This window comes from Spirochaetales bacterium, assembly GCA_016930085.1.
In the GTDB taxonomy this organism is placed as follows: Bacteria; Spirochaetota; Spirochaetia; order SZUA-6; family JAFGRV01; genus JAFGHO01.
Window position 1 is genome coordinate 12654 of record JAFGHO010000117.1, and the last position, 25622, is coordinate 38275.

Here is a 25622-nt window from a genome sequence, read left to right on the forward strand (position 1 = left end):
TACCACTACATTGTTTCAATATAAACAATTATATTAAATGCAAAAAACCACATTGCTTTATGAGAAAAGCGCTAAAACCCGGCTTAAAGATGTAAGGTTCTCTCGAATAACCAGATACCAATCATTACAATTTGAACTCTTGTACTTGTGAAATCCGGGTTAAACGCCCACAAAACAAATTATATTAATCAATTCCTGAGCATAATATAAAAATAATGGTACCTCACGCTCTGCCATACACACTAATTTCAATCAGAAAATATTATATTATTGGCTTGAAAAAATATAAAAAGCCAGATAGAAACATATTTAAAAATAAAAAAGGTTGTAAAAATATTACATAAAATATATTCATTCGCTTTTTTTCTTATTGTAATATCTGTGAACCTCAACGCGGGAGCACTCGGCGATGCCAACAATTACAATAAAATCGACATTGTCGACGCATTGGTAACAACACAATATTATGTCGGCGAACCGGTATCGAATTTCGACAAAACCTCAGCGGATGTCGATTGTAACAATGTAATCAGTATCATAGATGCACTCCTCATCGCACAATATTATGTGGGGGTCATCTATGAGTTTCCTTGTCCGACAACCGTCCCGACCCAGACCCCGACGCCCGCACCTACCCCCGTCCCTACTGCGGAACCGACCATTGAACCGACGACGGTTACGACACAGGCCCCCACCCCTGTTCCGGGAGCCGGAGAGGTATGGACGTCACCGTCACAGACTGTCGTTAATGTGGGAGACTATTTTCAGACGGAAATTCACGTCAACAGCGGCGACCGTCGGCTCGCTTATTTCGATATTGATGTCTGGTTCGACAAGTCCATAATCAGGATCGATACATCACGGGGGACGGACGGCGTTGCCGCGGGGAGTTCCGGGTTTTTCGATAATGTATGGCTCGATACGAGCAGTATTGAGATCGAAGGAAGAAATACGACGGGTACGGGGCCCGGAACGAATCTTCATGTCCTTACATTGTACTGGCAGGCAATCGGTGCCGGAATGTGTATTATCGAAAACACACCGTTTTACCTTGATGATCCTGATAATTATCAGATCGGGCTGCTTACCGGTACAGACGGCACGGTGGAAGTAAAGGAAATACCGACACCGGATCCGACGCCTGATGATACGGGAACACCGGCACCAACCCGGGTTGTCACCCCAAGCCCGACGCCGGAGGTGATGCTTGCGTCATTGAACTGCGATATCGAGTTTGGTACGGTTTTGGGGACGGCAAACCGGTGGATACCGCATACGGGAGAAAGACTCGAGAACCTGAAAGTGAAAATCACCGGTACGGATGAAAACGGCAGCAATTACAGGTTTTCCGATACCTATCAGGCGGTCAATATGCTGACGCCCCTCGATCCATACTATAACGCAGGCGAGGAAAACCCCAAAAACATCATGACGAACAGGGGTGACTGTATGTACATCGTTTCTGCGTGTTACGGCGGCGGCGTGTACTACGATATCGTCGGATTCGAACTCGACACGTCACGTCAGAGTGAAGAACGGTACGTATACGTGACGCTCGGGGTAAGTTACAGTCTGTCAATCGCCTCGGACGGCTATCTTTCCTGTGAAACGCCGGAAGGGACCACGACAACGTTCTGTATAAGGGTAGTATCCGGTTCGGGCAGGGCCCTTCCCGGAGACGATCTTCTTTTGCGGTTCGGGTTGACCAATTATCCCGAATTTTCGGATACTGTAGGTGACGGGGATTTTATGGCGGTGTATGACAAACGGCTTTTGGACGCGGCGAATATGTACGTCGATGAGACAATTGATGAAGGCGGCAGCCCGACGGGTCTTTCCGACTGGAATGGTGCAGCCCAAATCCCGATAAGGAAATGGATCCGTTTTAACGATAATTGTGAAGTCGGCAATGCCGTCGCATACGGCTGGGGATGCTGGGACAGTGTGGATATGTTCAATACGGAAGTCACGACTGTTGAGGGGTTGAGTGAAAACGTCACTGAATGGTACGGCTATACCTTCCCCGCGTTCGAGGTCGTGACAAGCGATAATGTCGACTATTACAAACCGGTTTCGGGCTCCCACAGTGTTCCGCAACTGACGACCTACGCGGCGTTCGGCGACGAATCACAGGCGATGCTGGTCTTCCGTGACGCTGAAGGCAATCCTGTCGACCCGGACGGGGGCGTACTCGACGAAAACAGCGCATACGACAAGAATTACAACTGGCGGCTTGCTGCGGCAAGCTCGGGGACCGACTGTTCGGGATTCGTCAGCAGGTGCGCGCTGCTTTCGGGGACGAACTATAAAATCGTCGATATCGACGACAACAATAAAGTGGAGAAGGAAGGGACCGGCCACCTCGTCAATCCGGATTATACCTGGGAGATAGCGGATTCAGTGAGAAGTCTGATCGTACCTGGTGACATTATCGTCAAGAAGGGGCATGTTGCGATCGTGCTTGCCGTTGATTTTCCCGACGGTTCGAGGGATTTGGGGGCAAATATTTTGCAAAGAGTTTCTATAATTCATTCGACATCTTCTCAATCCAGATGGAGAGTAAGAAATGATCAAGACTGGAGTGATATAGGAAGCACTTATAAACCACGAAGACTTATTATCGAGTAAATAAGGAGTATACTATTATGCGTTATTTATGTCTAATTTTGCTTATTTTCAATATAAATCTACTTTACAGCGAAAATTTAAATAATTACCAAATAATGAATGTTAAAACGATTAACTATGGAAATAAAGAGAATGAAATCGGATTCGATAAACTACCCGAGGGACCTGTGACACCACTTACATTTACTGTGAGTAGCAGGAATTTTATATATGTACCCGATCCGGTAAATAAGAGAATCAATATTTTTACTAATGAAATGATATTCTTAAAAATAATTTACGAGAAAATAAAAGGTGAAGCGCACTGGGCGGAATATATATCAATAGATGATGAAGAAAACATAATTTATCTGAACGACTATCTTGGTCTTAGAAAAATAAATAATATAGGAGAAGAGATTTTTACTATCAGATCTTATTCATTACCAAAACAGATCAGGAGTTACAAAAATCTTTTCATTCTCGATAAAGCTATATTTTATTATAACGACCATCATGAAATTGATTATTATAATGAAAAAGGTTTAAAGGAAAAAGGAATAAATATAATAGAAAAGTTACAAAGCTTATCAGAAAGCAAAAATTCTCAAAATGACAAAATCATAAACGGCGTAGAATTACCGGAACCTGTCCGTGACGAGATAGAGGTGCTTAAAAACGACGGTAAACACCTGATTGTCGGGAACAGGTTTTATTCGACCTGCTTCAGGAAGCATAATGAATATTACCAAAAAATCAGGGGGGTGCGGCTTCAAGGCCAGGATATAAACGAAGAAAAGGTAAAACAGGAAGTATCAATCGATCTTGACGGCTATTATCTTCTTTTTGCAGGCTATGATGATGCCAACCACAGTTACTGGACGGCGGCGGAAAAAGCTTCGATAAACGGCATGAAAAACCAGATAATCGTCGTCATCGATAACCTCGGCGAACTCGTCGATGCATTTCAATACGGTAAGCTTGAAAACGATATTCCGCAGAGAAACGACTATCCCGCCTCCGGCGCAAAGGTCGCCATTGCTCCTTCGGGAGATGTGTGGTTTATGGCGGTGAGTCCTGAAGGATACGACTTCTACAGGGTCGACCGGCAATGGTAATGCGGCTTTCACTTCCGCTATATGATTCCTCATCCGGGACGCCCCCTCACGATGCCAGGTACTTGTACCGCTGGGCCTGAAAGAGTTCGCCCGTGGGGCCGTTGTCTTCGAGAAGCGCGGGAACGAGGGCGCCGGGAAGGACGGTCTCGACATCGAACCACGCGTCCGGCCCGCCGAGATCGGTCCTGAGCCAGCCGGGGTCGAGAAGGTTGACGAGGACATTGTCGTCTTTCAATTCAAAGGCGATATCCTTCGAATACTTGTCGACCGCGGCCTTGCTGACGCTGTAGGGGGCGAGTTCCGGCTGGTCCTTGATCCCGGAAGTGAGGTTGACGATCCTTCCGTAGCCGCGTTTTTTCATGATCGGGGCAAAGACATTGCAGAGGCGGACAACCGCGTAAAGGTTGATCCGGAATACCCGCTTCCACTCCTCTTCCGGAATCTCCCATACCGCACCCCACGCACTCATCACCGCCGCGTTGTTGTAGAGGATATCCACCCCCCCGGTTTTTTTGATGATCGCATCCGTCAATGCCGCGATCTCGTCTTCTGAAGAGAGTTCGGCGGCAACGGCGGTTGTCTCGACGCCGAGTGTCTCAAGCTGCGAAACGGTCGCTTCGGTATGCTCGATTTTTCTTCCGTGCACATACACGTTGCAGCCGAGCCGCCCGAGTCCGACGGCTATCTGTCGGCCGATGCCCCGGCTCGAACCGGTGACAAGCGCCCATTTGCCGGTGAGTTTTTTCATCATGGATACATATCCTCCTTTTTCTGATACATCGGTGTAATAATCATGAAGGTCGAACCGCTCCGATACCCTCTTTTTCTGCAAAGGCGTCGATCGCCCTGATACGTTCGAGCAACGTAGGGTGGGAATAGTGATAGAAACTGTAGAGGGGGTGAGGGGTAAGATTGCTCAGGTTTTCCCTGTGCAGGGTGAGGAGGGCGTTCTTGAACGGCCCCGGATTCCCGGTCGCGTTGACGGCAAACCGGTCCGCCTCATATTCGTATTTCCTTGACAGGAGGGAACCGAGCGGCGTGAGGAAAAAGGTAAAGGGTCCCGAACAGAAGATCAGCAGTACTAAAACCGTGTGGTAGCTGGGTCCCTCGAGCCCGAACGCCTGGAAAAAGGGCGCGAAATTGAGAAGAAGGCTGATGATCCAGAAACCGAGCAGGCTCCCGGCAAGGGAGAGAAAAAGTGTTTTTATGGTATGCCGGAGTTTCTCGTGCCCTATTTCGTGCCCGAGTACGGAAAGGAGTTCATCCTCCCCCATACTCTCGATAAGGGTGTCGAAAAGGACGATCCGTTTTACCTTACCCATGCCGGTAAAATAGGCATTGCTGTGGGCGGAACGCTTGCTTCCGTCCATCATAAAAATTCCGCTTGTCCTGAAATCCAGTTTCTCCGCGAGTTCGAATATCCTGTCCCGGAGCCGGCCTTCCGGAAGGGGCGTGAACTTGTTGAACAAGGGGGCGATGACCGCCGGATAGATGAGGGTGAGAACGAACTGGATTATGGTAAAGGCGGCGAAAGCCGCGATCCACCAGAAATCCCCCGCCCTGTCCATGAAAAAAAAGAGAAGGTAGATCAGGGGTACAAAGATGACGAGTGACACAAAAAGGCCTTTGAGCATATCGAGAAAGAATAGTTTTTTCGTCATTCTGTTAAAGCCGAATCGTTCTTCGATAACGAACTGTCCGTAGAGAGAAAAAGGGAGTCCGAACAGCCTGAATGCTAAAGCGACTATAATGATAAAAAGAACACCGTGGGTATACGGTTCGATGTGCAATCCCTTGAGCCACGTCTCGACGACGCCCAGGCTGCCGGAAATAATAATCGCGAGAAGAAAGCCGGACGATGCCGTCTCGGAGAAAAGGGCGAACCGGGACCTCGTCAACGTATAATCGACGGATTTACGGTATTCCTCCGGGGTGACGATTGCATCGACAAACCCGGGGACGGAGGTGCTGTGTTTTCGGACATGATTCATATTAAGCAATAAAAGCGCGGTCTCCCAGATGTATTGAAGGCCAAAAAGAACAAGGTAGAGAATGAGAATGAATCCGGCCGTCATGGCAACCTCTCTTTCCTTTTTTATACAAGAAAACAATCTATGAAAAAATCCCCGGATGGTCAAGAAGCCGGCCGCATCCGCCGATATGAACTTTTGATAAAATATTGGGGACAAAGTATTTTTTTTCTCTTTGAATATTGTTAAATTTATGGAAATCCGGGATGAAGTGGGATACATTGAGTGGCAATGCTGATTTTTTTTACCGATTTTACGCCAAAATAATTTGAAAAATGGTTACCGGCTCATATACTTATGTAGTGAAACACAACACAAGGAGGCAGTTAAATGAGGAAAGGAAAATATATCGGTTTTCTTTTAATATTTATATGTTTCACTCTCTCTTTTACCCATGCCCAGGAAGTATCGGAAAAACAGGATATTTCGATTTTTAATCTGAGTTATTATGCGTGGGACATCCCCGATGACGTGCTCGGAAGCATCGATTCCGAAATACGAAGCGTCTTCATCAATCTCGGCCGGTTCAACGTTCTCGAAGTCCGCAAACGCTTCGATGCAGACAGCGATCTGCAGTCATTCATCAATAGCATACGGGAGTTCAAGGAGCAGAACGTGGAAATTCCCGAAGAAGTATCATACGGCCGTGTTATTTTCACCGAAGCGGACTTCCAGCAGCTTATTTCATCCTTTATCGTCATTCTCCCCGAAGTTACCTATTTCAATGTCATCAGGAAGGAAAAGGACAACGGTGAATTGAAAGAATACGAGGTCGAAATCAAAACTTCTTATTCGATCCTCGACGCGAGTACAATGCAGGTGATAGCGAAACCGTCCGTATCCTCGAACGGAAGCGATAAAAACAGAAAGAGTGCTATTCAGGACGCGATCGAGGGAATCCCTCTGAATCTCGCTTTTGAAATCAAGAGTGTTTCGATTTTCACCCTCAAAACCGGCGTTCTCGAGGTGTATTCCGGGGGAGTGACGATCGAAAAGGGAAAGAATATGGGGATTCTGCCCGGCTTCGAGTTTGAAATCGTCAAGAAAGAAGAATTAAAGTCCGGTCTCGAACGCGAACGCCACGCCGGTCTCATCCTGGTCAGATCCGTGTCCGAGGAGGTCTCAGAGGCCACTGTCCTTTACGGGCGGCCGGAGGAAAACGACCAGCTCCTTGAAGTGCCCCGTGTCGGCGGGGATATCATGGTGTACGGCCACGTGCTTTGGGATGTCCTCAGCAAGAGTACGGAAGAAGATCTGCCGCTCAGCTTCGTCCTCGGGTTCAAGGCGACATGGAGTCTGGGATTGTACGCGGTAAAACCACTCGTCTTTTTTGAAATACCGTTCGCGAAACTGTCGAAAAACGAGGTCGTCGAACTGATAACATTGTTGTACGGTTTTCCCGGCAATGTCTTTATCGGGGCGGAGTTCAATCTCTATATGGGCCGGCTGCAGATATCGCCGACAATCGCGGGCGGTCTTGGATTTTACTATCCGTGGGAAGAAGGGGATGAAGACGACAAATTCCTGAGTCACCTGGGATTCAAGGCCATGCTGGGCATCAATTATCTCTTTTCCCGGGACGCGAAGTTCACGTTAGAGGCGGGGTACCAGCATATGTTTCCCATTTACCCGAGTTTTTTCAACGACTACGGCGGGGTTCTTCTCGGCTGCGGGGTCGTCTTTAAATTATAAGGGAGGCAATTAATGATCAAACGAACGGCATATATTATCGCGTTGACGGGCATTCTCGTCTTAGCCCTGTCTTGCGTTTCACAGCCGCCCTCTTCCAGAAAGGCTTCCGGAAAGGAGAAAACGGGTACGGAGGCGAAGCTTCCCGCCCTGCCGGAAGAGAAAGAGTATTCGGGTGGGGGAAAAAGCGAATCGCTGGGCGAGGCGATGCGCCTTTCAAAAGCGGAAGCGGTCAAACAGGGGGTCATCGAGATCATCGGTGCGAAAAAGGAATCCGACAACAAGGGAAAACTCGAAGAGATCATTTACAATTCCCGCAATGTGGGTGATTTCGCTGAAATGATCGAACGCACCCGCAAGGACAAGGTGGACGATGAGTATGTCTATGAAGCGCTGTACATGGTCAATCTGGCGAAACTCACCGGCACCCTGAAAGCCCACGGCATCATTGAAGGGGTAAAGGCCTCCGAAGAATCGGTCATCGCGATAGGCGACGATGAGGATGAAGGTGAGGCAGATGAAGAGGACGAGGGTGAGGTGACGGATGAGGAAGTATACGGCGAACTCACCCGCGAAGAGGAAAAATATATCAAGCGGTACGTCGACAAAATGACCTTCCTGGTCTTTTTCGCAGAAGGGGTGACCGAGGATCCCTACTATATCAAGGGCGCGATCACCCTCGCCAACGATTATCTCATCTCGAACGGAAGAACCGCGATCGACTTCGCGACAGCGGAAAAACTGAAAGAGGACAATATCATGGTCTATGAAGAAGAGACCGGGGGGTCCATATCGATCATCCAGTGGATCGCGCAGCAGCTGAATGCCGATGTCTATATCGAGTTCGACGGAAAAACCGAAGGCAGATCGGAGGCGGGCGGGAAATACTACGGTACGGCGAATGTCCAGATGAAGGCATACGAGGCGTCGACCGGTGAGCTTGTCGGGTCGGTCGCCTATAACCAGCACGGGACCAACGCGTCCTTCAGCAAGGTATCGGAGGAGGCGGCCCGGCTATCCTCGATCCAGGCCGTCGTCTACTCGAAGATAATGCCGCAGCTCTTCGAACAGATCAACAAGAATATGATGGACAAAATAAAGAAACTCGGTATCAGATATGAAATCGTCATACAGCAGCCGCCGAACGACAGGATTATGAGCAAACTCTGGAAAAAAATCGGTGACGATATCAAATCGTACGATCTGCTTTATCAGACGGAAGACGAGTTCAAGTACGCGGTCTATTTTATCGGCGACATCGAGGATCTCAAAAACGTGTTTTACGACGCATCGGAAACCATTTCCGAACTGGAGGAAATGTACGCGGTGCTCGCACGGGGTAAAACGATTACCTTTAATTCAGGATTATAGGAGGCGTTGCCTCTCAAGATAGAGGGGGTTATCGGGATGAATGCCTGAGGCGGTTTTCGAAAGAAAATTGTCGCGTTCAACGGTATCCGGCATCATCGCGGTTGTGCCCTCACGATCATTTTTCCATGTATCACCATGATAGAGGAGGATTACAAATGAACAAAATATTACATGTTTTGATCGTCGCGGCATTGGTTTTTGCCGTGCTCGGTTGTACAAGCACAAAAGCAAAGGGCACCGATGACAAGGGCGGCTCCACGTCAAAACCGACACCCGCCCCGCCGCCGCCGCCCCAGATTATCGAACACAAGACAAGTGATTTCGGCGGTGAAGTGCCGGAATGGGTGGATATGACCTCATCCGAACTCGAAGCCATGCCGAAATACGACGGCTATTATGTCTTTATCGAGGACCATTCGGGCCAGTCGCGTGAAGGAATCGAGATGTGGGCGAGAGAGTTCTCCGCTGCCGATGCCCTCGCGAGTTTCATCAAAACCAAGGTACAGTCGAAGTTCGTCGGCGCCGCGGCCGGAGACAAGGATTTTATCGAAACCTACATGGAGCAGGTGGTAAAGAACGTGTCACAGGGCGAGTTCTCGGGCTTCAGGGAAGAGGAAAAGTTCTGGGTGCGGAAACGCTATTTCGATCAGGACGGCAATGTCGATCATGAGGAATACCGTTACCTCTTTCTCTTCACGATCCCGAAAAAATCTTTGAGTGATGCGGTAAAACGTGCTTATGATGGAGCGAAACCGGAGACGGAAGAAGAGAAAAGCGCGAAAGACAGGGTCATGGAAGCCTGGGGAGATTCTCTGGACTGAAAAAATTCGAAATAAAACGAAGAGTACCCGGGGACGCGGTTCCCGGGTACATTTTTTTTGAGGAGGTAAAAAAAATGACAAAATGTACTTTTACGGCTGTTTTTGGAATTGTCATATGCCTGTTTATCGTCCTCGCAGGTTGTGTCAGCTCTTCGCCGTCAAAGGAGAATGCGGGAAAGACGGCCGCCAAATCGGCCCCGGACTGGTTCTTCAATCCCCCGAAAGACGATGCGAAAAACAAGTACTTCATCGGCTCCGGTTCGAGTGAAACGGGAGATATTTCTGCGGCCGAAGACAATGCGATCCGGGATCTCATGGATCAGATCATCATGTACATCGGCGTACAGGTAACATCGGATACCACCTCGACCGCCGTTGCTTCCCTCGACGATTTTGAGTCCGATATCAGACAGACGGTAAAGGTTAAAGGAAGCGCGAGAGTCACGGGTTTCGAGATCAAGGAAAAACTTCCGCATGAAAAAGACGGCAAGCTCACCATGTATATCCTTGCCGCATACAACAAGATAGAGCTGGAAAAGGAGCGGGAACGGATTCGAAAGATATTCGAGGAACAATACGAAGCCATCTCGGGACCGGAAGCGGAAGGCGAACGGCTCGCCGGAAGCGGAAAATATTACGAGGCCGCGATCAAATTCATGGAAGCGGCCGGGGCAGCGGCATCCTCGAAAGTGGAAAACGCCGAAATCAAGTTTGAACGGAATATCAACAAGGCAAAATCGGCTGTCGAAAAGATAAACCTCATCAAGCTCAACGACAACATCACCGGCCTCGCGGGCCAGAGTCTTCCTGAACCCTTTATGCTCAAGGTCACCTCCGGTGCGTCCGAAGATTCGCCCGGCATTCCGGATGTGGTTCTCGATGTGGGGTACACGGAAATCAATAATGCGGGTAAAACCAGATACAAATCACAGAAAATGAAAACCGATGAAAACGGCATCTGTTCGTTCGAACACCCGATCCCCGATTTCGTCGGAGCCGCCGATGTAAAAATGTCCCTTGATTTCGATTCGTACATGGAACCCCTCTGGGACACACCGTCCGAATTCAGCGAAATGGTCGACGGTCTCGACAGCCTTATCATTTCCAAAAAAGCGACATTCGCGTTCGCGGTTGAATCGAACGCAAAAAACATCGATACGGGAATCGTTATTCTGGATATCGACGTCGATGCCGAAGCTGTGAAAAAAACGGAAACCGCTTCATCACTGTTGGGAACACTGACCGACGAACGATTCAAAATACGGCTTCTGAACCTTAATCCGGGCGATCTCAAAGATAAAAGCGATTACGATATTATCGCCATACTCTCGAACAAGTACGCATCCCAGGTGAAGCGTGCTGTTTTCGGGACGGCGCGTGTGTTGAGTTTCTCTGAAAAAAGCGGAAAAACATTTGCAAAATGTTCCGCCACCATCCAGGTTGTCGATCTTGAGTCCGGGGAAATTCTCCTTACCGTGGTGAAAACGGTAAACGCAATGGGCTCGGATGAAAAAACGGCCCAGTCGGACGGATTCAGGAGACTCGGTGAAGAAATCGGCAAAGAAATTAAGAACAAACTGAGATAAAAAAACCCCCCTCAAAACAAAGGGGGGATCGCTATCGGGAATCCGGGTGACACACCCCGGCGTTATATAAGGATGTGCAGCCGCCGGTCCCCGATGAGATTGTGCGTTTGTGGTCTCGAACCTAAGTCGATTCGGAATCTTTCATTTTCTGCTTTAATTTTTCAAGTTCGTTCAATGCATCCTCTTCCCTGAATTTTTCCGCCACCTCGTCTCTTTCCCCGGTAATCATATCGAGTTCGGCCTGAAGCTGTTCGGCATCGACGGAAGGGACAAATCCGGCCTTCAGTTTTTTCAGGTTCTCGATGAGTGTTTTCGTCTTTGCGGCAAGATCATATTCTTCCGTCCGTAGTCTTTCCAGGCTATCCGAGATCTCTTTCACTTTCATATCCGCAGCGCTTCGCAAATCCGGGCGGCCCCTCTCCGCCGCGAAGGAAACCCGCTGCTGCCATAATTCAAGTTCCGCCGCCGTTTCCTTCATTTTCTGTTGTGTCTGTTTCAGGGTCGTAATATATGCCATGACATACTCCCTCGCAGATGCCACATCCATGCCTGAAAGATCGGTCTCGTCGCGAAAGTCGCCGTCACCGTTATATTTTGAATGGGACGTATCGTTTCCGCCGCCACTACCGAAATCATTACTGTCACTCATGATATTGACTCCTTGATTTTTTATAAAATACAGCGTATAAAAAGTATAGTTGACATGAGGGTAAAAATCAACCGGTTTATTGCCCTTGTTATATATGTTTACTATAAAATCGAATGGTATCATTCGTAAGCCAAAATACATAAGGGGGAGAAAATGGTAAAGAAAACAACATTGACGTTGGTGAGTATGGTGATCTTGTTTTTTTCCTTGTACAGCCTGATCGCATCGGATGCGTCGTCCGGTGCGACAAAAGGGGATGTCAATGAAGACGGTGTTACCGATATGGTGGACGCCCTTCTCGTTGCCAGAGAAGCGGGCGGGGTCGGCAAGAAGGCCATTAACGAGGAAGCGGGTGATATAAACGGGAACGGAGAAATCGACGAGGAAGATTCGTCGTATATCGCCCGGTTTGCATTGGGCCTTATTTCCTCTCTCACCGATATCGAGGGTGGATCGGCGGCAGCCAACCTTGCGGCAAATCCCGGATTCGAAGTGGGGACGGAGGGCTGGTTCAACTTCGGTCCGTCCTGCGTCCTGACCGTATCGTCGGACAAGGTACGGTCCGGGGATTTCAGCGGCTATATTACAGACAGAACCGAACCATGGAACGGTCCCGCCCTTGATTTGAGTTCCATAATGAAAGACGGGGGGGAATACAAGTTATCAGTATGGGCGCAACTCGATAACGCGAAATCCTCCATGCTCAAGCTTACCGTTAAAAAGGTGGACGGAAACGGAGCCGAATATACGAATATCGGGGCCGGAAAAGCGACAAACACCGAATGGACGAAAATCGGGGGAAGCTATATGTGCAGCATCAGCGGCGAACTGCAGGAACTCGTCATGTATGTCGAAGACGCACCGCCCGGCGTCAACTTTTATGTCGACGATGCCGAAGTTTCCGAGATGTAAGCCGCCCTGCCGTCCGAAAAAAAAATGACGCAGGGAACGAATAGGTAATGAATTATTCGGATAATGAAATATTTTAGGATATATAATTTATGGAGGATATACCAAAATGATAAATAAAGGATATTTTAAGTATTACTGCATATGTGCGGTAATCATTGTCTGTTTTCTTCCGGGATGTGTCTCGACCGGGACCGTAGATCAGGGTTCCGCCGGCATCGTCCGGTTTGATCCCGAAGAAACGGAAGTCAAAGTGGATGATACGTTTTCACACGCAATTCGCGTCAATACGGGGAAACAGCGGCTGGCCGCATATGCGTTTTTGATAACCTATCCGCCTGAAATGATCGGAATCGATATCGCAAAAGGAACGGAGGGCGTTGAAGCGGGACGGGACGGTTATCTGGCTGCGGTCAACACAATAGATCCCGGTAAAATTTACGTCGGGGGTTATGATATAAACGGGAAGGGACCCAATCAAAACCTCCATCTTCTGACCATTCACTGGAAAGCCCTGTCCGCCGGCTTTATCAAGGTCAATATCGAAATTATCAATTTGAATGACGAGCAAACGGGAATCGTCGGCAAACCGAAGGGAACAGGGGCAAAAATAAAGATCGGCCAGATCGAGTAGTTTCCGTAGATCCTGTTGTGCCGTATTTTCACGATAAAAAAAGCCGCCGGCATCCAATTTTCGGATGCCGGCGGCTTTATTTTTCTTCGGAAGACATTCAACAAATCCTTCCATTCCCCGTATTTATCACCTGTTACGGATCCATCACCCTTCCCATAAAAAGAATCGTCCCCGTATTTTCATTATAAATGAAGAAAATAAAGGGCCTGTCGATTGTCATGGTTACCGCGGGAGGCGGTGTCGGAGGATTCGGCGAACTGCCGGCCAATACAATCGCCGTCGCTGCGGCCGCTTCCGTTCCATTTTCATCGACTCCGACATATGCCTTATGGATGACATCGGAAATAAAAAGCTTTTCTTCATTCGTAATCCCCGAAAAATCAGCCGACGTCGCGTCAAATGATTCCGTCATCCCAAGTGCCATGAGCATGGTCGTTATCGAGGAACCCCAACGGCAGGTAAACTTCGGAAGGGTCAATATCACTTTGTGGCCCGTCATTTGACCGACAATCTCACCGAACGAGTCATAGGTGAGATCGCTTTCAACGGAAGTATAACTTCCTTCTTCCGGTAGAATGATAATCATCGAGTTTTTCTTCGTCCCCTGGTAGTTGAGTTTCACCGCCTGGTATTGCCCCGGGACGTCGCAGTAGACGGTACTGACGGTCTGATGCATCATGGGGACGTCTTTTGTGGTTCCCGAAAGCAGATGAAACGTCTGGTCATACGTATTATCTTCATCAAAGGGATAATACCAGACTGCCTTGAAATAGATGGCATTCGTCAACACCAGCCTCGTAAGGGGAGTAACGGAGCCGCCCGGAAGAAGATCCTTGATCTTCCCCGCGGTCTGATCGCTTACCCACTGGTTGATGAGAAGCCTGCACTGCTCGGCGTTATTGAAAAAATCGACTGTATTCATCCCCGCTCCGTAATGGTAGGCCAGGATATCGAGATAATCCGGATAAAAATAGTAATCCTTCTGTCCCCAGATACTGTTGACGATATGAAGTTTGAGATCTTCACCCATTGCAGAGACGGGATTTTCCTGTTCGCTCGTAAGGGTGAGATCGAGTGAATTGTAGGCGTTGTGAAGGCGTTCTCCCTGAAGGGTAAAATGAAGTACCCGTTCGATTTCCGATTCGGTACTCCCACGGGCACCGGCATAGCACATGGCAAAAGCATATGAGATACTGACAGGTGAATAAAATATATTATTCGACGCTTCCTCCGCCGATTCCCTTATCACATGAAAACAATCGAATCCAAAGCCGTTGATTCCGTCGACAGCCTGAGCCAGTTCATTTTCCTGGAGGCTCGGGGAGGTATTGCGGGATAGTTCTGATGCGACGATTTCCACCTCCCCGGTGACATTCTGAACCGGGAATTCCGTAATAAGCCCCACATAGAACCGGGCGACAAGGAGCGCGTCGACAATGGTAATGGAGCCGTCACCATTGACATCGGCCACAGTGGTGTTGAAATTTGCAGGTGAAAGACCGACACTATACTGTGCGATCAAAAGCGCATCTAAAATATTGACGGTATTGTCGTCATTGACATTGCCGAGTCCGGGATTGGATTGGGCAAAGAGTGAAAAACCGCCGATAACCAAGATAAACAGCAGACAAAATAGCATTCTTTTTATTAAAACTGTTTTTTCCATTTGTACGTATCCTCCTGTTTTGTTTTATTGCCGATTTATTATTATTCCTTGAAACTAATTATATCACACTGCAGTGACCGGTACAGCAGGCGAAACACTGATTTAAAATTTAATTTTCAACAGATAATATCGGAGATATGTCCTATAGAAATACCGCTATCGGCCTTCTTTCAGGAGAGACGCGCATTCTTCATGGCCTTTTATGCTGGCGATATCCAAAGGGGTGAATCCTTGCTTATACACTTCATAATCCTGTGTCAACGCCTTTGATGTATCCGCTCCGTTTTCAAGAAGCAGCCTGACCGCCTCGCAATTATTATGTTCAGCCGCCTCATGAAGCGGAGTAAATCCCATATCATCCGCTATGTCCGTATCGGCACCATGCGCAAGAAGAAGTTCCAGAACCGAAATGTTATCCTGCCTGCAGACATAATGGAGGGCGGTGAGTCCCCAGGAATCCTTCGCGGATATATCGATGCCGCGGTCGACGAGCAGTTCGATAAACTCAACGGGACAGTTGACATCGCAGGCGAGCATGAGGAGGGTCGTGCCCGTTTCGAGATCGGTATCACTTATATCGACACCCTTTTCAATACAATAACCGGCCAGACGCATATATTCCTTTTTTTTATTAAGATACGGAATACAATGCTCGATCACTTCCGCTTTCGCCTTCTCATCCCCGATCACTCCGTCCTTGATATACTCATCCGCTATGCCGTCGCCCTGATACGCAATACTGATACTCATCCCATTGTTCGCCAAAAAATTAATGCGTGTATCAAAACCGCCTTCCGAGTCGATTTCAATATCCGCATCAAAACAATAACGTGGAAGTGCGGCGGCAAGACAGAAAAGAATATTCCGCCCTGTTTGCTTTTTAAAAAGGATGTTTGCGCCTTTTGAGATAAGATACTCTGCGATGTCGATTTTACCGCTTCTCAAAGCCGAATAAAGCGGCGTTTCACCTTCCTTGTTTACGGATTCACAATCCGCGCCCGCTTCGAGAAGGACTTTGACTGTTTGCAGATCGCCCCTGTCGCTGTAACACGTTATATCCAGCGGAGACCGGTGGAGCAGGTTTTTCGCTTCCACATCCGCCCCTTTTGCGAGTAAAAATGCTGCCATCGCCGAATCTCCTGAAGACGCCGCCTCGAGAAGAGGCGTTCCGATATTCAGTTTTTTATCGACATAAAATGCCTCGATATTAGCCCCGGCATCAAGCAATGCCTGTGCGACGGGAATACCATTATTGCCCGAACAGAGGTGCAGGGGCGTATGGCCGTTCAGGTCGACGGCATTGACATCGTCACCCCGGCCGATAAGCCGGACAACGTCATCGATATTGGACTGCGCCGCAGCTTTATGTAAATCTCCGGTTTTGAGCTCCATATTATCTCCTTGCAAAGATTTTATTTTCTTTATAATGGCAACCGGTCCTAATAAAAGCCTTTATATCTTTTTACAGGTTAAATATGATACTGTCAATGCCGGGCTTTTTCAAATTTCTTATCACCTCCGTCCCCCGTTTTCCCGCTTCATCCTATCCCCAGCCGGAACCGAAATGTCCGGCTGGACGATCGATCGGGCGGCTTCATTAATCTCCCCGCTCAGATCTCCACTTGCACACAATAAAAAAAGAATGTATCTTTTACCATACCATGATAGCCTATTCGACGGAAGATCCTATTGTCGCATTAGCCTCGCCATCGGGAGAGAGTGCCATTGCCGTTATCCGGACTTCAGGTACCGATTCCATTGCACGCCTCGCACCACTCTTCAAGGGAACACGTGACCTTACGAACGCCTCAAGCCATGCCCTTCATCACGGCTGCATCATTGATCCTTCCACATTGGAAAAAATCGATGAAATACTTGCTGCGGTCTTCCGGGGACCTTCAAGTTACACGGGGGAGGACGGTGTTGAATTGTACTGCCACGGCAGCATCCCGATCATTCAGCGAATCATCATGCTTCTTACACAGCATGGCTTTCGCAAGGCGGGGCCGGGGGAATTCACCCTTCGTGCATTCCTCAACAAAAAAATGGATCTGACGCAGGCGGAAGCGGTGAACGAAATCATACGGGCCCAAACGGATAAAGCGCGCGCATTCGCCCTCAACCGGCTTTCCGGAAGCATACGAAACCGGATCGACGAAATCAAGAAGGAATGTGTCACGCTTCTGGCCGCTATCGAAGTACAGATCGATTATCCTGATGAAGAAATCGAAGCCGATAGTAACCTGAAAAAAGCGGTTGAAAAAATAGCTAATCAATGCAAGAAAATCCTTGCAACCTACGCGACCGGGAAAATAATCCAGGATGGAATCAGTATGGTGATCGCGGGAAGCACAAATGCAGGAAAATCCACGCTTTTCAATTTACTACTTCGTGAAGACAGGGCGATCGTTTCCGATATTCACGGAACAACCCGTGATTATATCGAGGGAGTCATTTCTATCGAAGGAATACCCGTTCGTCTTTACGATACTGCGGGATTACGCGATACGGATAATCCCGTCGAAATCGAGGGAATCAGGCGGACCGACAGATTGATTGAAAACGCCCATGTCCTTCTCTATGTCATCGACGCGGGCTGTGGAATGACCGGACAATCCGGACGATTTATTGAAGCATATCAAAAAAAGACCCACACCATCGTTATCTGGAATAAAACGGACGTGACCTCCGTCCCCTGCCCGCCCGGGTTCATCCCGTTCAGCGCTAAAACCGGTAACGGGCTTGACGAATTGAACGAACTGGTTGTTAAAACCGTGATCGGTACATCGCCGGAGATGACGGGGGAACCTGTGATAGATTCTATACGACAGAAAGAATGTCTCGAGAAATGTCTCACATCACTCGGAGACTTTGAAAAGGGGCTTTCGGACGGGCTGCCGCTCGACGTTCTTGCAATCTGTCTTCAGGATTCGATCGAATCACTCGGAACCATTACCGGTGAAGTGACATCGGACGATGTGTTATCCGAGATGTTCTCTCATTTTTGTGTCGGGAAATAACAATGGATTTTGATGCGATTGTCATCGGCGGCGGACACGCGGGCATAGAGGCATCCCTGGCCCTCGCCCGTCTTGAAAAAGAAACCCTTCTCATTACCCAGAACCTCGATTGTATCGGAAAAATGTCCTGCAATCCGGCGATCGGCGGTCTGGCAAAGGGAAATCTGGTAAGAGAGATCGACGCCCTTGGCGGCGAGATCGCCCGGCTTATCGACGCGACCATGATCCAGTTTAGAATGCTCAATAAAAGTAAGGGGCCGGCGGTTCAGGCGCCCCGGGCACAGGCGGACAAAGCCTCATACAGCCTGCTGGCCAAAAGGACACTGGAGCGGCAAAAGCATCTTGAGATCTTCCAGGATACGGTGACGGATCTCCTCACCGATTCGGCCGGAAGAACGATACGGGGGGTGGTGACGGAACGGGGACGGAGGTTTACCGCAAAAGCCGTTGTTCTCACAACAGGCACATTCATGGAGGGCGTCATCTATATCGGGAGTTTCTCATGTTCTTCGGGAAGATTAGGAGAACCCGCCGCAATCGGACTCGGCGGCGCACTCCAGGAAAAGGGATTTTCAGTCGGACGGCTTAAAACAGGGACGCCCGCGCGGGTGCTTCGCGACTCCCTCGATTATAAAAAAATGAGCGGGCAGGCCGGCGATACCCGCATACAGCCCTTCTCATTTTCAAATGAGTCGATTACAAGGCCCGATGTCCCCTGTTACATTACGTATACAACGGAAAAAACCCACGAAATAATTCGAAAAAACATCCACCTCTCCCCACTTTTCTCCGGGAAAATAAGGGGCGTCGGCCCCCGTTACTGTCCGTCGATCGAGGACAAGGTGATGCGGTTTCCCGATCGCAGCCGGCACCAGATCTTTGTCGAACCCGAAGGCCTCGACACGGAAGAAATGTATCTGAACGGGATTTCATCTTCTCTCCCGGAAACGGTACAGGAAGAGTTTTTACGGACAGTACCCGGTTTCGAACATCTCGTTATCATGAGGCCCGGTTATGCGGTCGAGTACGACTACCTCAATCCGCAGCAGCTTTATCCTTCTCTCCAGACAAAACGAATAAAAGGGCTTTTTATCGCCGGACAAACGAACGGAACATCTGGCTATGAAGAGGCTGCCGCCCAGGGGCTTGTCGCGGGAATCAACGCCTTCCTGTCGATGGAAAACAAGGAACCGTTGATTCTGTCCCGTTCGGAAGCCTATATCGGGGTGCTTATCGATGATCTGGTCACACTCGGGACGGACGAGCCGTACCGGCTTTTCACATCCCGCGCGGAATACAGACTTTCTCTCCGGCATGATACGGCGGACATACGGCTTCTGGAAAAGGGATATACAATTGGATTGAAAAGCAGGGAAGCATATGACAACCTGCAGTTGAAACTGAAACATCTGGAAGAGGTAAAGGAACTCCTCCGCAAGCGGCGTATTCGGGAGGAAGATATTGCAAAAACCCCGTCATTCGAAAAACATCTGGGGAAGAATCTGGAAGCCTTACTCAGGGATCCGGCGATACATATGAATGACCTGAAAGAGATAGAACAGGCACTGTCGCACCACGATGAAGGAATTCTCGTTCATACGGAACTCGATGTCAAATATGAGGGGTATATCAAACGCCAGGAAGAACAGGTGAAACGTTTTCAGAAAATGGAATCCATGAAAATTCCCCCTGATTTTGATTTTGAATCGATAACGGGACTCTCTAAGGAAGCCCGTGAAAAATTCATTGCGGTCCGGCCCGTATCAGTCGGGCAGGCTTCACGAATTTCAGGTGTCCGTTATTCCGATATCACGATACTGCTCTTTTATCTCAAAAAATCGGGGACACTTAAAAAAACCGGCGCGCAACGGGGGACCGATACACTTACGGAAGCGTAACTTCTTCCGGAGACAATGTACTACGGAAGCCGTTTTCTCACGCCGGCAAACCGGCACACGCAATGATTTTCGATGTAAGGATGGATACCAGTGAAACAACTCCTTGAAAGCGGACTCACCGAACTCGAACTCGGCTATCAGGAAGCCGATATACTATCGCTTTCCTTGTTCATCCGTGAAATCGAACGGTGGAACAAAAACTTCAATCTCGTCAAGGCAACGGGGGATGACCTTGTCGTCAGACATATCCTCGACTCCCTTGCCGGTCTGCCGTTTTTTTCAAACACTCAAAGTGATACGACCGTCCTCGATATCGGTTCGGGCGCCGGATTTCCGGGTATCCCTCTTTCCCTTTTTCTTTCTTCCTGCTCTTTTACCCTGGCGGAAAGAAACAACCTGCGCGCGTCTTTCCTCAATAACATCCGCGCGCTGCTTCCTTTATCGAATGTAACTGTGTTCGAGGGAGATTACAGGCAGACAAAGAATAAATTTGATATCATCACCTTCCGGGCATTTACCTCTCTCGAGAAAGAGATCGGACATATAACGGAAAAACTCGAACCCGGAGGGAAAATCATCGCCTACAAAGGAAAACTCGACAAGACGGCGCTGGAACTCGCGATAATCCGCTCGTATGGGCTTTCCGGCAGGATCGAACCCATCCGTGTACCCTTTCTCGAGGAGGAAAGGCACCTTTTGATCGTCGGAGGCACGGACACACAAGCACCGCCTCAATTTTAGGGAATGTTTATTCTTAGCTCGCCGGGGGGCCGGTTTTAAATGAAATCCGATTAAAAAGACTGATGAGGGAGTCTTTATCGATAAGATCGATGAGTCTCGCTTCAACGAACTGCTTGGCCCCTTCCGAAAAATCCCCCGCGTGAATGCAAAAAGCCCTTCCGGCGCGCAATTCCTTGCTTCGTGAATACAATTCCCTCAAAATAAGTTCCCCGACTGTGCCGCTCGAACGTATGAACCTGAAAAGAACCAGATCCTCCCATTTTTTCGTATTAATTTCGGTAAGGATATCGGTATACTGGCTTTTTACGATGGTAATGTCGAGTATTTTGACCCTCGAGTTCGAAAAAAAATCGATGGTGATCTTTCTGCAAAGCGTGACGAATTCCGATGTCGGTGCAATCAGGAAAACCTGAAGATTTTTGTTGGAATTCAACTCCTGATAAATCCCGATCTGATCGATGACGTCCTTATATCCGGGCTTCATCTTTATAATTTCGCGAAGGAGATTCAAAGCCCGTTCGATCTGCTGTAGTTTCACATACGCCGCCGCAAGCCGGTACATGAGTTCCACTTTTATTTCAGGCGCTATTTCCTCGTGACGCAATCCTATTTCAAAATCCATAACCGCTTTATTATACTGCTTCTGATTGAGATTGATCGTCCCGGACATGAGCGCGGCGTTCGATCCTACCTTCGAGTCCGTTCTCAGATGTGAAAAAATAAGCAAGGCTTTTTCCTTGCTTTTCAACTCATAATAGCACTGCGCCAGTGCGAAAAGCGATTCCTTATCGTCAGGTTCATATTCCGTCGCCTTTTCCAGGAACCCGACCGCTTCATCGTATTTTTTAATTCGGTGCAGCCCGAGACCGAGAAGGCGGATTGTCTGTATGTGCTCGGGTTGTTTCTCATTCGCATGAGAAAAAAGAACGACGGCTTTTTCGTAATTTTTTCTGAGATATTCGAGATAACCGAGATGGTAGTTGACCTGAAAATCACCCGTATTAAGATTTCTCGCAACCACAAGTGCTTTGTAGGCTTCTTCATAATTCTTGAGTTTCAGCGCGGAAAGGCCGTGATAAAGACTGATATCGAACTCGTTAAGGTGCGGATGAAGGGGACAGAGATCGAGCAAAATACTGTAATTTTTATATGCCTTTTCCCAGGACTCTTCCTTGAAATGAAGTTCCGCAAGGGCAAGTATCGCATCAGGATCACGGGGATTGACGGAAAGCTTTTTGTTCGCTATTTTCAGTATTTTATTTCTGTCCTTTTCACGAATGCGCTTTGGTTTGTTTTTGGTTGTCGACATTTCCCTTCTGAAAAAAAAGCTGAAAAGAAAAACAATGGCAAAGAGGACGATGCCCACGATTATCCAGATAGTATACTCCATAGTTTTATTATCAAATTACCGGGAAGAAAAGTCAATAAAAATAATGCTGCATTTACCGCTAATCACCGGAAACCTTCATAATACCGGCTGTTGCGGACGAATGACACAAAAACGGAGGGCGAATACGGCAGGTAAAAATCGAAAAAGCCATGAAATGTTTTAAAATGACGCAAGAAAGCTTCAAGAAAATCGTTGACAAACTTCAAAGAGAGCGTTACGATTTAAATTAATTCTATGTATGGGGAGGTGCTTTGAGTAATCATATAATTGGTATAAAGCTGGCTGACGGTTCTTTCTACCCCGTTCTTGAAGAAGGTTTTTTAGGAAAAAAACGCCTGGTACTGTCGACAGTGAGGGACAATCAGGAAAGCATGCAGATCGATTTTTATCGCGGCAAGGAAAAAGATATAGCGACATCGGAATACATCGGAAGCCTCGTCATTGAAAATATCGAACTGAAACCCAAACGGATACCGGAAATCGAGGTCATTATCGGGCTGGATGAAAACAACAAACTGAGTGCCGAAGCGCGAAATCTGGCATCCGACGACAAACAATCGCTTTCAGTCGTTCTTGAATCGCTGGACGAAGAGCGTACCTACGATATGCCGGAATTCGAAATCGGTGAAGATGTCGAAACAACTAAAGATTTCGAAGAGGAAGAGGAACCGCCCCAGGCGGATGAAGAGGAATCGATCGCGGGCGAAACATATCCGATCGAAGCCGAGGACAGGCGTAAAACGCATCTGAAAAAGAAAAAATCCAATCCCCTCATGGCAATACTCTTTGTTTTTTTAGGCCTTCTTTTAATTGCGGGATTGTCGGTTCTTATCTTTTGGGCGGTCAACCGGTTTTTCCCTACCCATCCTATAAATACCGGATCTACCGGGGATATAAAAAAAGAGACGACGACGTCGGTACGTGAAAGCGACGCCAGTGAAACGACCGTCACCGGGAAGGAAACGGAAACCGGTGTGGCGGAAGAAATAGAAAAAGACGAGGAAGAGCCCGCAAATACCGTTTCAGGAGGTATCTATTATAAACTGAAATGGGGTGACACACTATGGGATCTCGCGGCAACGTATTACCGGGATCCCTTTCAATATTACAGAATATATCGCCACAAACCAAACAAAATAACGGATCCGGACCTCATCTACGCGGGCCGGACAATATTTATTCCGGAAGAATAACTCAGTCGACATACCGTATTCAAGGAAATATCTTCATGAATGGATTATTATCATTAATGAAAAGGCCGGCGGCTTTTTTTATTCTCGCAATTATATTGACGGCAGGCAGCTGTTCGCCTTCGTCGATCTGGAATATCCCCTCAGACCGGCTGCGGAAGCAGATACAAAAATCGGATTACTCATTTTTAAAAGAAGCAACGATTAAAAGCTCCAATCTGGGAGAGGTAACGAGGCTGGGGCCCGGAGCTGCGTATTATTTTTATTACATTTTTCTCAAAGCGGGTTTCAGAGCGTACGCACTGCAGATGCTTCTTATAAGTTGTGAAAAAGAAAAAAAAATTTTCAGAGAGGAATCGTGGCTTCCGCTGCTCAGGCACCTTTTGAATGATAAAAATTACCCTGCCTGCGAAAAATACGCAAAAACCTTTATAAAAAAATACGGTGAGTCAAAAAGGGGAAAAGAAGGTAAGCGGATATTAATCGAGGCGCTCTACCGGCAAAAAAAGGATGAAGAGGTGGTGAAATCACTCGAAACTTATTTTCACGAAGAAGAACCTTCTTTTCAGGATGATCCGGAACTTCTTCTCTTCAAGGCCGTTTCCTCGAGCAGGCTTAATACGGACGGATGGAAAGACGACATCATCAGGCTTTTTCTTGAAATCGGTGACGCCGAAATCATCAAACGCGCCTACGATTACATTATCGGCGAGAAAGTGCTATATAACGCGTTCGACGAGGACATGAAACGCTATATGGCGGCAAAGAACTCACTATGTCTCGACGACAGTGATGAAATAAAGGCGCTGGCGCTGCCTGTTATCGAAGCATATGTAAAAAGCATTGAAAGGCCGGACTTACGGACAAGGGCGATGATAAAAACCCTTGGCCTCACCTATCTTTCTCTCGACGAAGCGGGCCGCGGCGCGAAACTGCTTTCCTCCCTGTCGGCTGATCTTTCCGGAAAAAGCGCCCTCGATGCGTTCGAGATGGCCGGACGGTGTTACCGTAAAAACGAACAATATTCACTCGCCGTCAAATATCTCGGCAAGGTCATCGACAGGTCGAAAAACGACGACCACAGGTCGAAAAACGACGACCAGAAAGAGCGGGCGGTCTGGTTTCTCCTTGACTGTATTCAGGAGCTATCGCCGGATTCATTTATCGAAGCCGCCGGGCGGTATGCCCCGCATTGGCGTGACCCTTCATATTTCGACGATGTGCTCGAGAAAGAAATCGCGGAACTCGTTTCACTGAAAAAATGGAAAACGATCTTTGCGCTTCACGATGTTCTCAAAGACCATATCTCCGATGAAATCGATTCACAGTTGAGCCTTCTCAGGGCGAGAATCCTTTCCCTGGGCTATCTGACGGTCGAGGGGGTTGACCGTACAAAAGAAATCAACCGGTTGCTGAAAAAAGCCGCTTCCGTCGGGGGCATGGAATATTCCGGATTTCTCGCATCCGCATTAACCGGTGAAACCCCGAGATTCTTCAGGAGCTTACATGGGAAGAACAAGCAAATTCGGCCCGAATCATTTTCCGGTATTGAAGCGGTAATTTCCGGATTTTTCGAATACGGCCTGCCGCTTGAAGGATACGAGATGATATCGGAAAACAAGGAAGAACTCGGTAAAAACCTGTTACTGCACGCCTCACGGATGCTTTCCGAACAGGGGTGTGACCGTGAAGCCCTCCTTGTTGCCGCGTATTACGCATACAAGAAGAATTACATACTCACCGGGGAAGAAATGCGATATCTGTATCCTCGCGCATTCGCTACCTTCATCGATGCACATGCGGAGAAACGGGAAATCAGAACACATCTGCTTTATGCACTTGTCAGGGAAGAAAGCGCCTTCGATCCCGCGATCGTTTCGTCGGCGGGCGCTGTCGGGCTGAGTCAGCTGATGCCCGAAACCGCATCGGACCTGGCCGGGTGGATGCGGCTCGAGGAGTATGACCTCTATGATCCCGAAACGAATATTTCTTTGGGTTCATACTATTTTGCCAGGCTATATCGATTGATCGAAAGCCTTCCGAAAACACTGATCGCCTACAATGCCGGCATGGGAAGGTTAAGAAGCTGGGAAAAGACCTACCGCGGCTTTACCGACGATTTTTTTATTGAATTAATTCCTTATAAAGAAACAAGGGGATATGTAAAAAAGATTATTGTATCCGCGGTCATCTACGCCTGCCTTTACGGGAAGGAATCCCCGAAACAGATCCTTTCAGAAATACTTCCGGGCCTTTTTTAAAATCGATTCGTCCGCCGGACGCTTCATCGATGTCCGGCGATA

General features: G+C 48.2%; 19 protein-coding genes. 13 read left to right on the forward strand and 6 right to left on the reverse strand.

Features of this window, described 5'->3' with window-relative positions:
- Positions 1-381 precede the first annotated feature (381 nt).
- Both JW881_19705 and JW881_19710 read left to right on the forward strand, forming a co-directional pair.
- Positions 382-2628: a hypothetical protein gene (locus JW881_19705; GenBank protein MBN1699750.1), complete on the forward strand. Its 2247-nt coding sequence runs from the start codon at positions 382-384 to the stop codon at positions 2626-2628.
- Between the two features lie 647 nt (positions 2629-3275).
- On the forward strand, positions 3276-3725 hold the full coding sequence (locus tag JW881_19710; protein MBN1699751.1) for a hypothetical protein: 450 nt from the start codon (positions 3276-3278) through the stop codon (positions 3723-3725).
- A 46-nt stretch (positions 3726-3771) separates the two neighbouring features.
- Here the strand turns inward: JW881_19710 and JW881_19715 are convergent, their stop codons facing one another.
- Both JW881_19715 and JW881_19720 read right to left on the reverse strand, forming a co-directional pair.
- Positions 3772-4476: an SDR family oxidoreductase gene (locus JW881_19715; GenBank protein ID MBN1699752.1), complete on the reverse strand. Its 705-nt coding sequence runs from the start codon at positions 4474-4476 to the stop codon at positions 3772-3774.
- Between the two features lie 40 nt (positions 4477-4516).
- Complete coding sequence (locus JW881_19720; protein ID MBN1699753.1) at positions 4517-5800, reverse strand: M48 family metallopeptidase; 1284 nt, start codon at positions 5798-5800, stop codon at positions 4517-4519.
- A gap of 285 nt (positions 5801-6085) precedes the next feature.
- Here JW881_19720 and JW881_19725 point away from each other — a divergent pair, with 285 nt between their 5' ends.
- From JW881_19725 to JW881_19740, 4 genes are all read left to right on the forward strand, one after another.
- Complete coding sequence (locus JW881_19725) at positions 6086-7447, forward strand: hypothetical protein (protein ID MBN1699754.1); 1362 nt, start codon at positions 6086-6088, stop codon at positions 7445-7447.
- A 12-nt stretch (positions 7448-7459) separates the two neighbouring features.
- A complete protein-coding gene (locus JW881_19730) occupies positions 7460-8815 on the forward strand; it encodes a hypothetical protein (GenBank protein ID MBN1699755.1) in 1356 nt (451 codons plus the stop codon).
- A gap of 155 nt (positions 8816-8970) precedes the next feature.
- Positions 8971-9636, forward strand: a complete 666-nt coding sequence (locus JW881_19735) for a hypothetical protein (GenBank protein ID MBN1699756.1) — start codon at positions 8971-8973, stop codon at positions 9634-9636.
- Between the two features lie 74 nt (positions 9637-9710).
- On the forward strand, positions 9711-11222 hold the full coding sequence (locus JW881_19740) for a hypothetical protein (GenBank protein ID MBN1699757.1): 1512 nt from the start codon (positions 9711-9713) through the stop codon (positions 11220-11222).
- A 121-nt stretch (positions 11223-11343) separates the two neighbouring features.
- Here JW881_19740 and JW881_19745 read toward each other — a convergent pair whose 3' ends face one another.
- Positions 11344-11871, reverse strand: coding sequence for a hypothetical protein (locus JW881_19745; GenBank protein ID MBN1699758.1), 528 nt, complete (start codon positions 11869-11871; stop codon positions 11344-11346).
- 153 nt (positions 11872-12024) lie between these two features.
- Here JW881_19745 and JW881_19750 point away from each other — a divergent pair, with 153 nt between their 5' ends.
- Together JW881_19750 and JW881_19755 are read left to right on the forward strand one after the other, a co-directional pair.
- A complete protein-coding gene (locus JW881_19750; protein ID MBN1699759.1) occupies positions 12025-12783 on the forward strand; it encodes a carbohydrate binding domain-containing protein in 759 nt (252 codons plus the stop codon).
- A gap of 106 nt (positions 12784-12889) precedes the next feature.
- On the forward strand, positions 12890-13414 hold the full coding sequence (locus JW881_19755) for a hypothetical protein (GenBank protein MBN1699760.1): 525 nt from the start codon (positions 12890-12892) through the stop codon (positions 13412-13414).
- Positions 13415-13547: 133 nt separating this feature from the next.
- Here JW881_19755 and JW881_19760 read toward each other — a convergent pair whose 3' ends face one another.
- Together JW881_19760 and JW881_19765 are read right to left on the reverse strand one after the other, a co-directional pair.
- Complete coding sequence (locus JW881_19760) at positions 13548-15080, reverse strand: hypothetical protein (protein ID MBN1699761.1); 1533 nt, start codon at positions 15078-15080, stop codon at positions 13548-13550.
- A gap of 156 nt (positions 15081-15236) precedes the next feature.
- Positions 15237-16472, reverse strand: a complete 1236-nt coding sequence (locus JW881_19765; GenBank protein ID MBN1699762.1) for an ankyrin repeat domain-containing protein — start codon at positions 16470-16472, stop codon at positions 15237-15239.
- A 269-nt stretch (positions 16473-16741) separates the two neighbouring features.
- On the opposite strand from JW881_19765, the gene mnmE reads away from it, so the two are divergent.
- From mnmE to rsmG, 3 genes are all read left to right on the forward strand, one after another.
- Positions 16742-18100: a tRNA uridine-5-carboxymethylaminomethyl(34) synthesis GTPase MnmE gene (mnmE, locus tag JW881_19770; protein ID MBN1699763.1), complete on the forward strand. Its 1359-nt coding sequence runs from the start codon at positions 16742-16744 to the stop codon at positions 18098-18100.
- Positions 18101-18102: 2 nt separating this feature from the next.
- Positions 18103-19998, forward strand: coding sequence for a tRNA uridine-5-carboxymethylaminomethyl(34) synthesis enzyme MnmG (mnmG, locus tag JW881_19775; GenBank protein ID MBN1699764.1), 1896 nt, complete (start codon positions 18103-18105; stop codon positions 19996-19998).
- Between the two features lie 90 nt (positions 19999-20088).
- On the forward strand, positions 20089-20739 hold the full coding sequence (gene rsmG / locus JW881_19780) for a 16S rRNA (guanine(527)-N(7))-methyltransferase RsmG (protein ID MBN1699765.1): 651 nt from the start codon (positions 20089-20091) through the stop codon (positions 20737-20739).
- Positions 20740-20752: 13 nt separating this feature from the next.
- On the opposite strand, the gene JW881_19785 is transcribed toward rsmG, so the two are convergent.
- The gene (locus JW881_19785) at positions 20753-22129 is read right to left on the reverse strand and encodes a tetratricopeptide repeat protein (protein ID MBN1699766.1); all 1377 of its coding nucleotides are present in this window, start codon (positions 22127-22129) and stop codon (positions 20753-20755) included.
- Between the two features lie 251 nt (positions 22130-22380).
- On the opposite strand from JW881_19785, the gene JW881_19790 reads away from it, so the two are divergent.
- Together JW881_19790 and JW881_19795 are read left to right on the forward strand one after the other, a co-directional pair.
- A complete protein-coding gene (locus JW881_19790; protein ID MBN1699767.1) occupies positions 22381-23322 on the forward strand; it encodes an Hsp70 family protein in 942 nt (313 codons plus the stop codon).
- A gap of 35 nt (positions 23323-23357) precedes the next feature.
- Positions 23358-25580, forward strand: coding sequence for a lytic transglycosylase domain-containing protein (locus JW881_19795; GenBank protein ID MBN1699768.1), 2223 nt, complete (start codon positions 23358-23360; stop codon positions 25578-25580).
- Positions 25581-25622: the final 42 nt, after the last annotated feature.

Bases quoted from the DNA above. Each gene is read 5' to 3' on its own strand.
- JW881_19715 (MBN1699752.1), bottom strand. From the start codon at position 4,476: ATGATGAAAAAACTCACCGGCAAATGGGCGCTTGTCACCGGTTCGAGC.
- JW881_19720 (MBN1699753.1), bottom strand. From the start codon at position 5,800: ATGACGGCCGGATTCATTCTCATTCTCTACCTTGTTCTTTTTGGCCTT.
- JW881_19725 (MBN1699754.1), top strand. From the start codon at position 6,086: ATGAGGAAAGGAAAATATATCGGTTTTCTTTTAATATTTATATGTTTC.
- JW881_19730 (MBN1699755.1), top strand. From the start codon at position 7,460: ATGATCAAACGAACGGCATATATTATCGCGTTGACGGGCATTCTCGTC.
- JW881_19735 (MBN1699756.1), top strand. From the start codon at position 8,971: ATGAACAAAATATTACATGTTTTGATCGTCGCGGCATTGGTTTTTGCC.
- JW881_19740 (MBN1699757.1), top strand. From the start codon at position 9,711: ATGACAAAATGTACTTTTACGGCTGTTTTTGGAATTGTCATATGCCTG.
- JW881_19745 (MBN1699758.1), bottom strand. From the start codon at position 11,871: ATGAGTGACAGTAATGATTTCGGTAGTGGCGGCGGAAACGATACGTCC.
- JW881_19750 (MBN1699759.1), top strand. From the start codon at position 12,025: ATGGTAAAGAAAACAACATTGACGTTGGTGAGTATGGTGATCTTGTTT.
- JW881_19755 (MBN1699760.1), top strand. From the start codon at position 12,890: ATGATAAATAAAGGATATTTTAAGTATTACTGCATATGTGCGGTAATC.
- JW881_19760 (MBN1699761.1), bottom strand. From the start codon at position 15,080: ATGGAAAAAACAGTTTTAATAAAAAGAATGCTATTTTGTCTGCTGTTT.
- JW881_19765 (MBN1699762.1), bottom strand. From the start codon at position 16,472: ATGGAGCTCAAAACCGGAGATTTACATAAAGCTGCGGCGCAGTCCAAT.
- mnmE (MBN1699763.1), top strand. From the start codon at position 16,742: ATGATAGCCTATTCGACGGAAGATCCTATTGTCGCATTAGCCTCGCCA.
- mnmG (MBN1699764.1), top strand. From the start codon at position 18,103: ATGGATTTTGATGCGATTGTCATCGGCGGCGGACACGCGGGCATAGAG.
- JW881_19785 (MBN1699766.1), bottom strand. From the start codon at position 22,129: ATGGAGTATACTATCTGGATAATCGTGGGCATCGTCCTCTTTGCCATT.
- JW881_19795 (MBN1699768.1), top strand. From the start codon at position 23,358: ATGAATGGATTATTATCATTAATGAAAAGGCCGGCGGCTTTTTTTATT.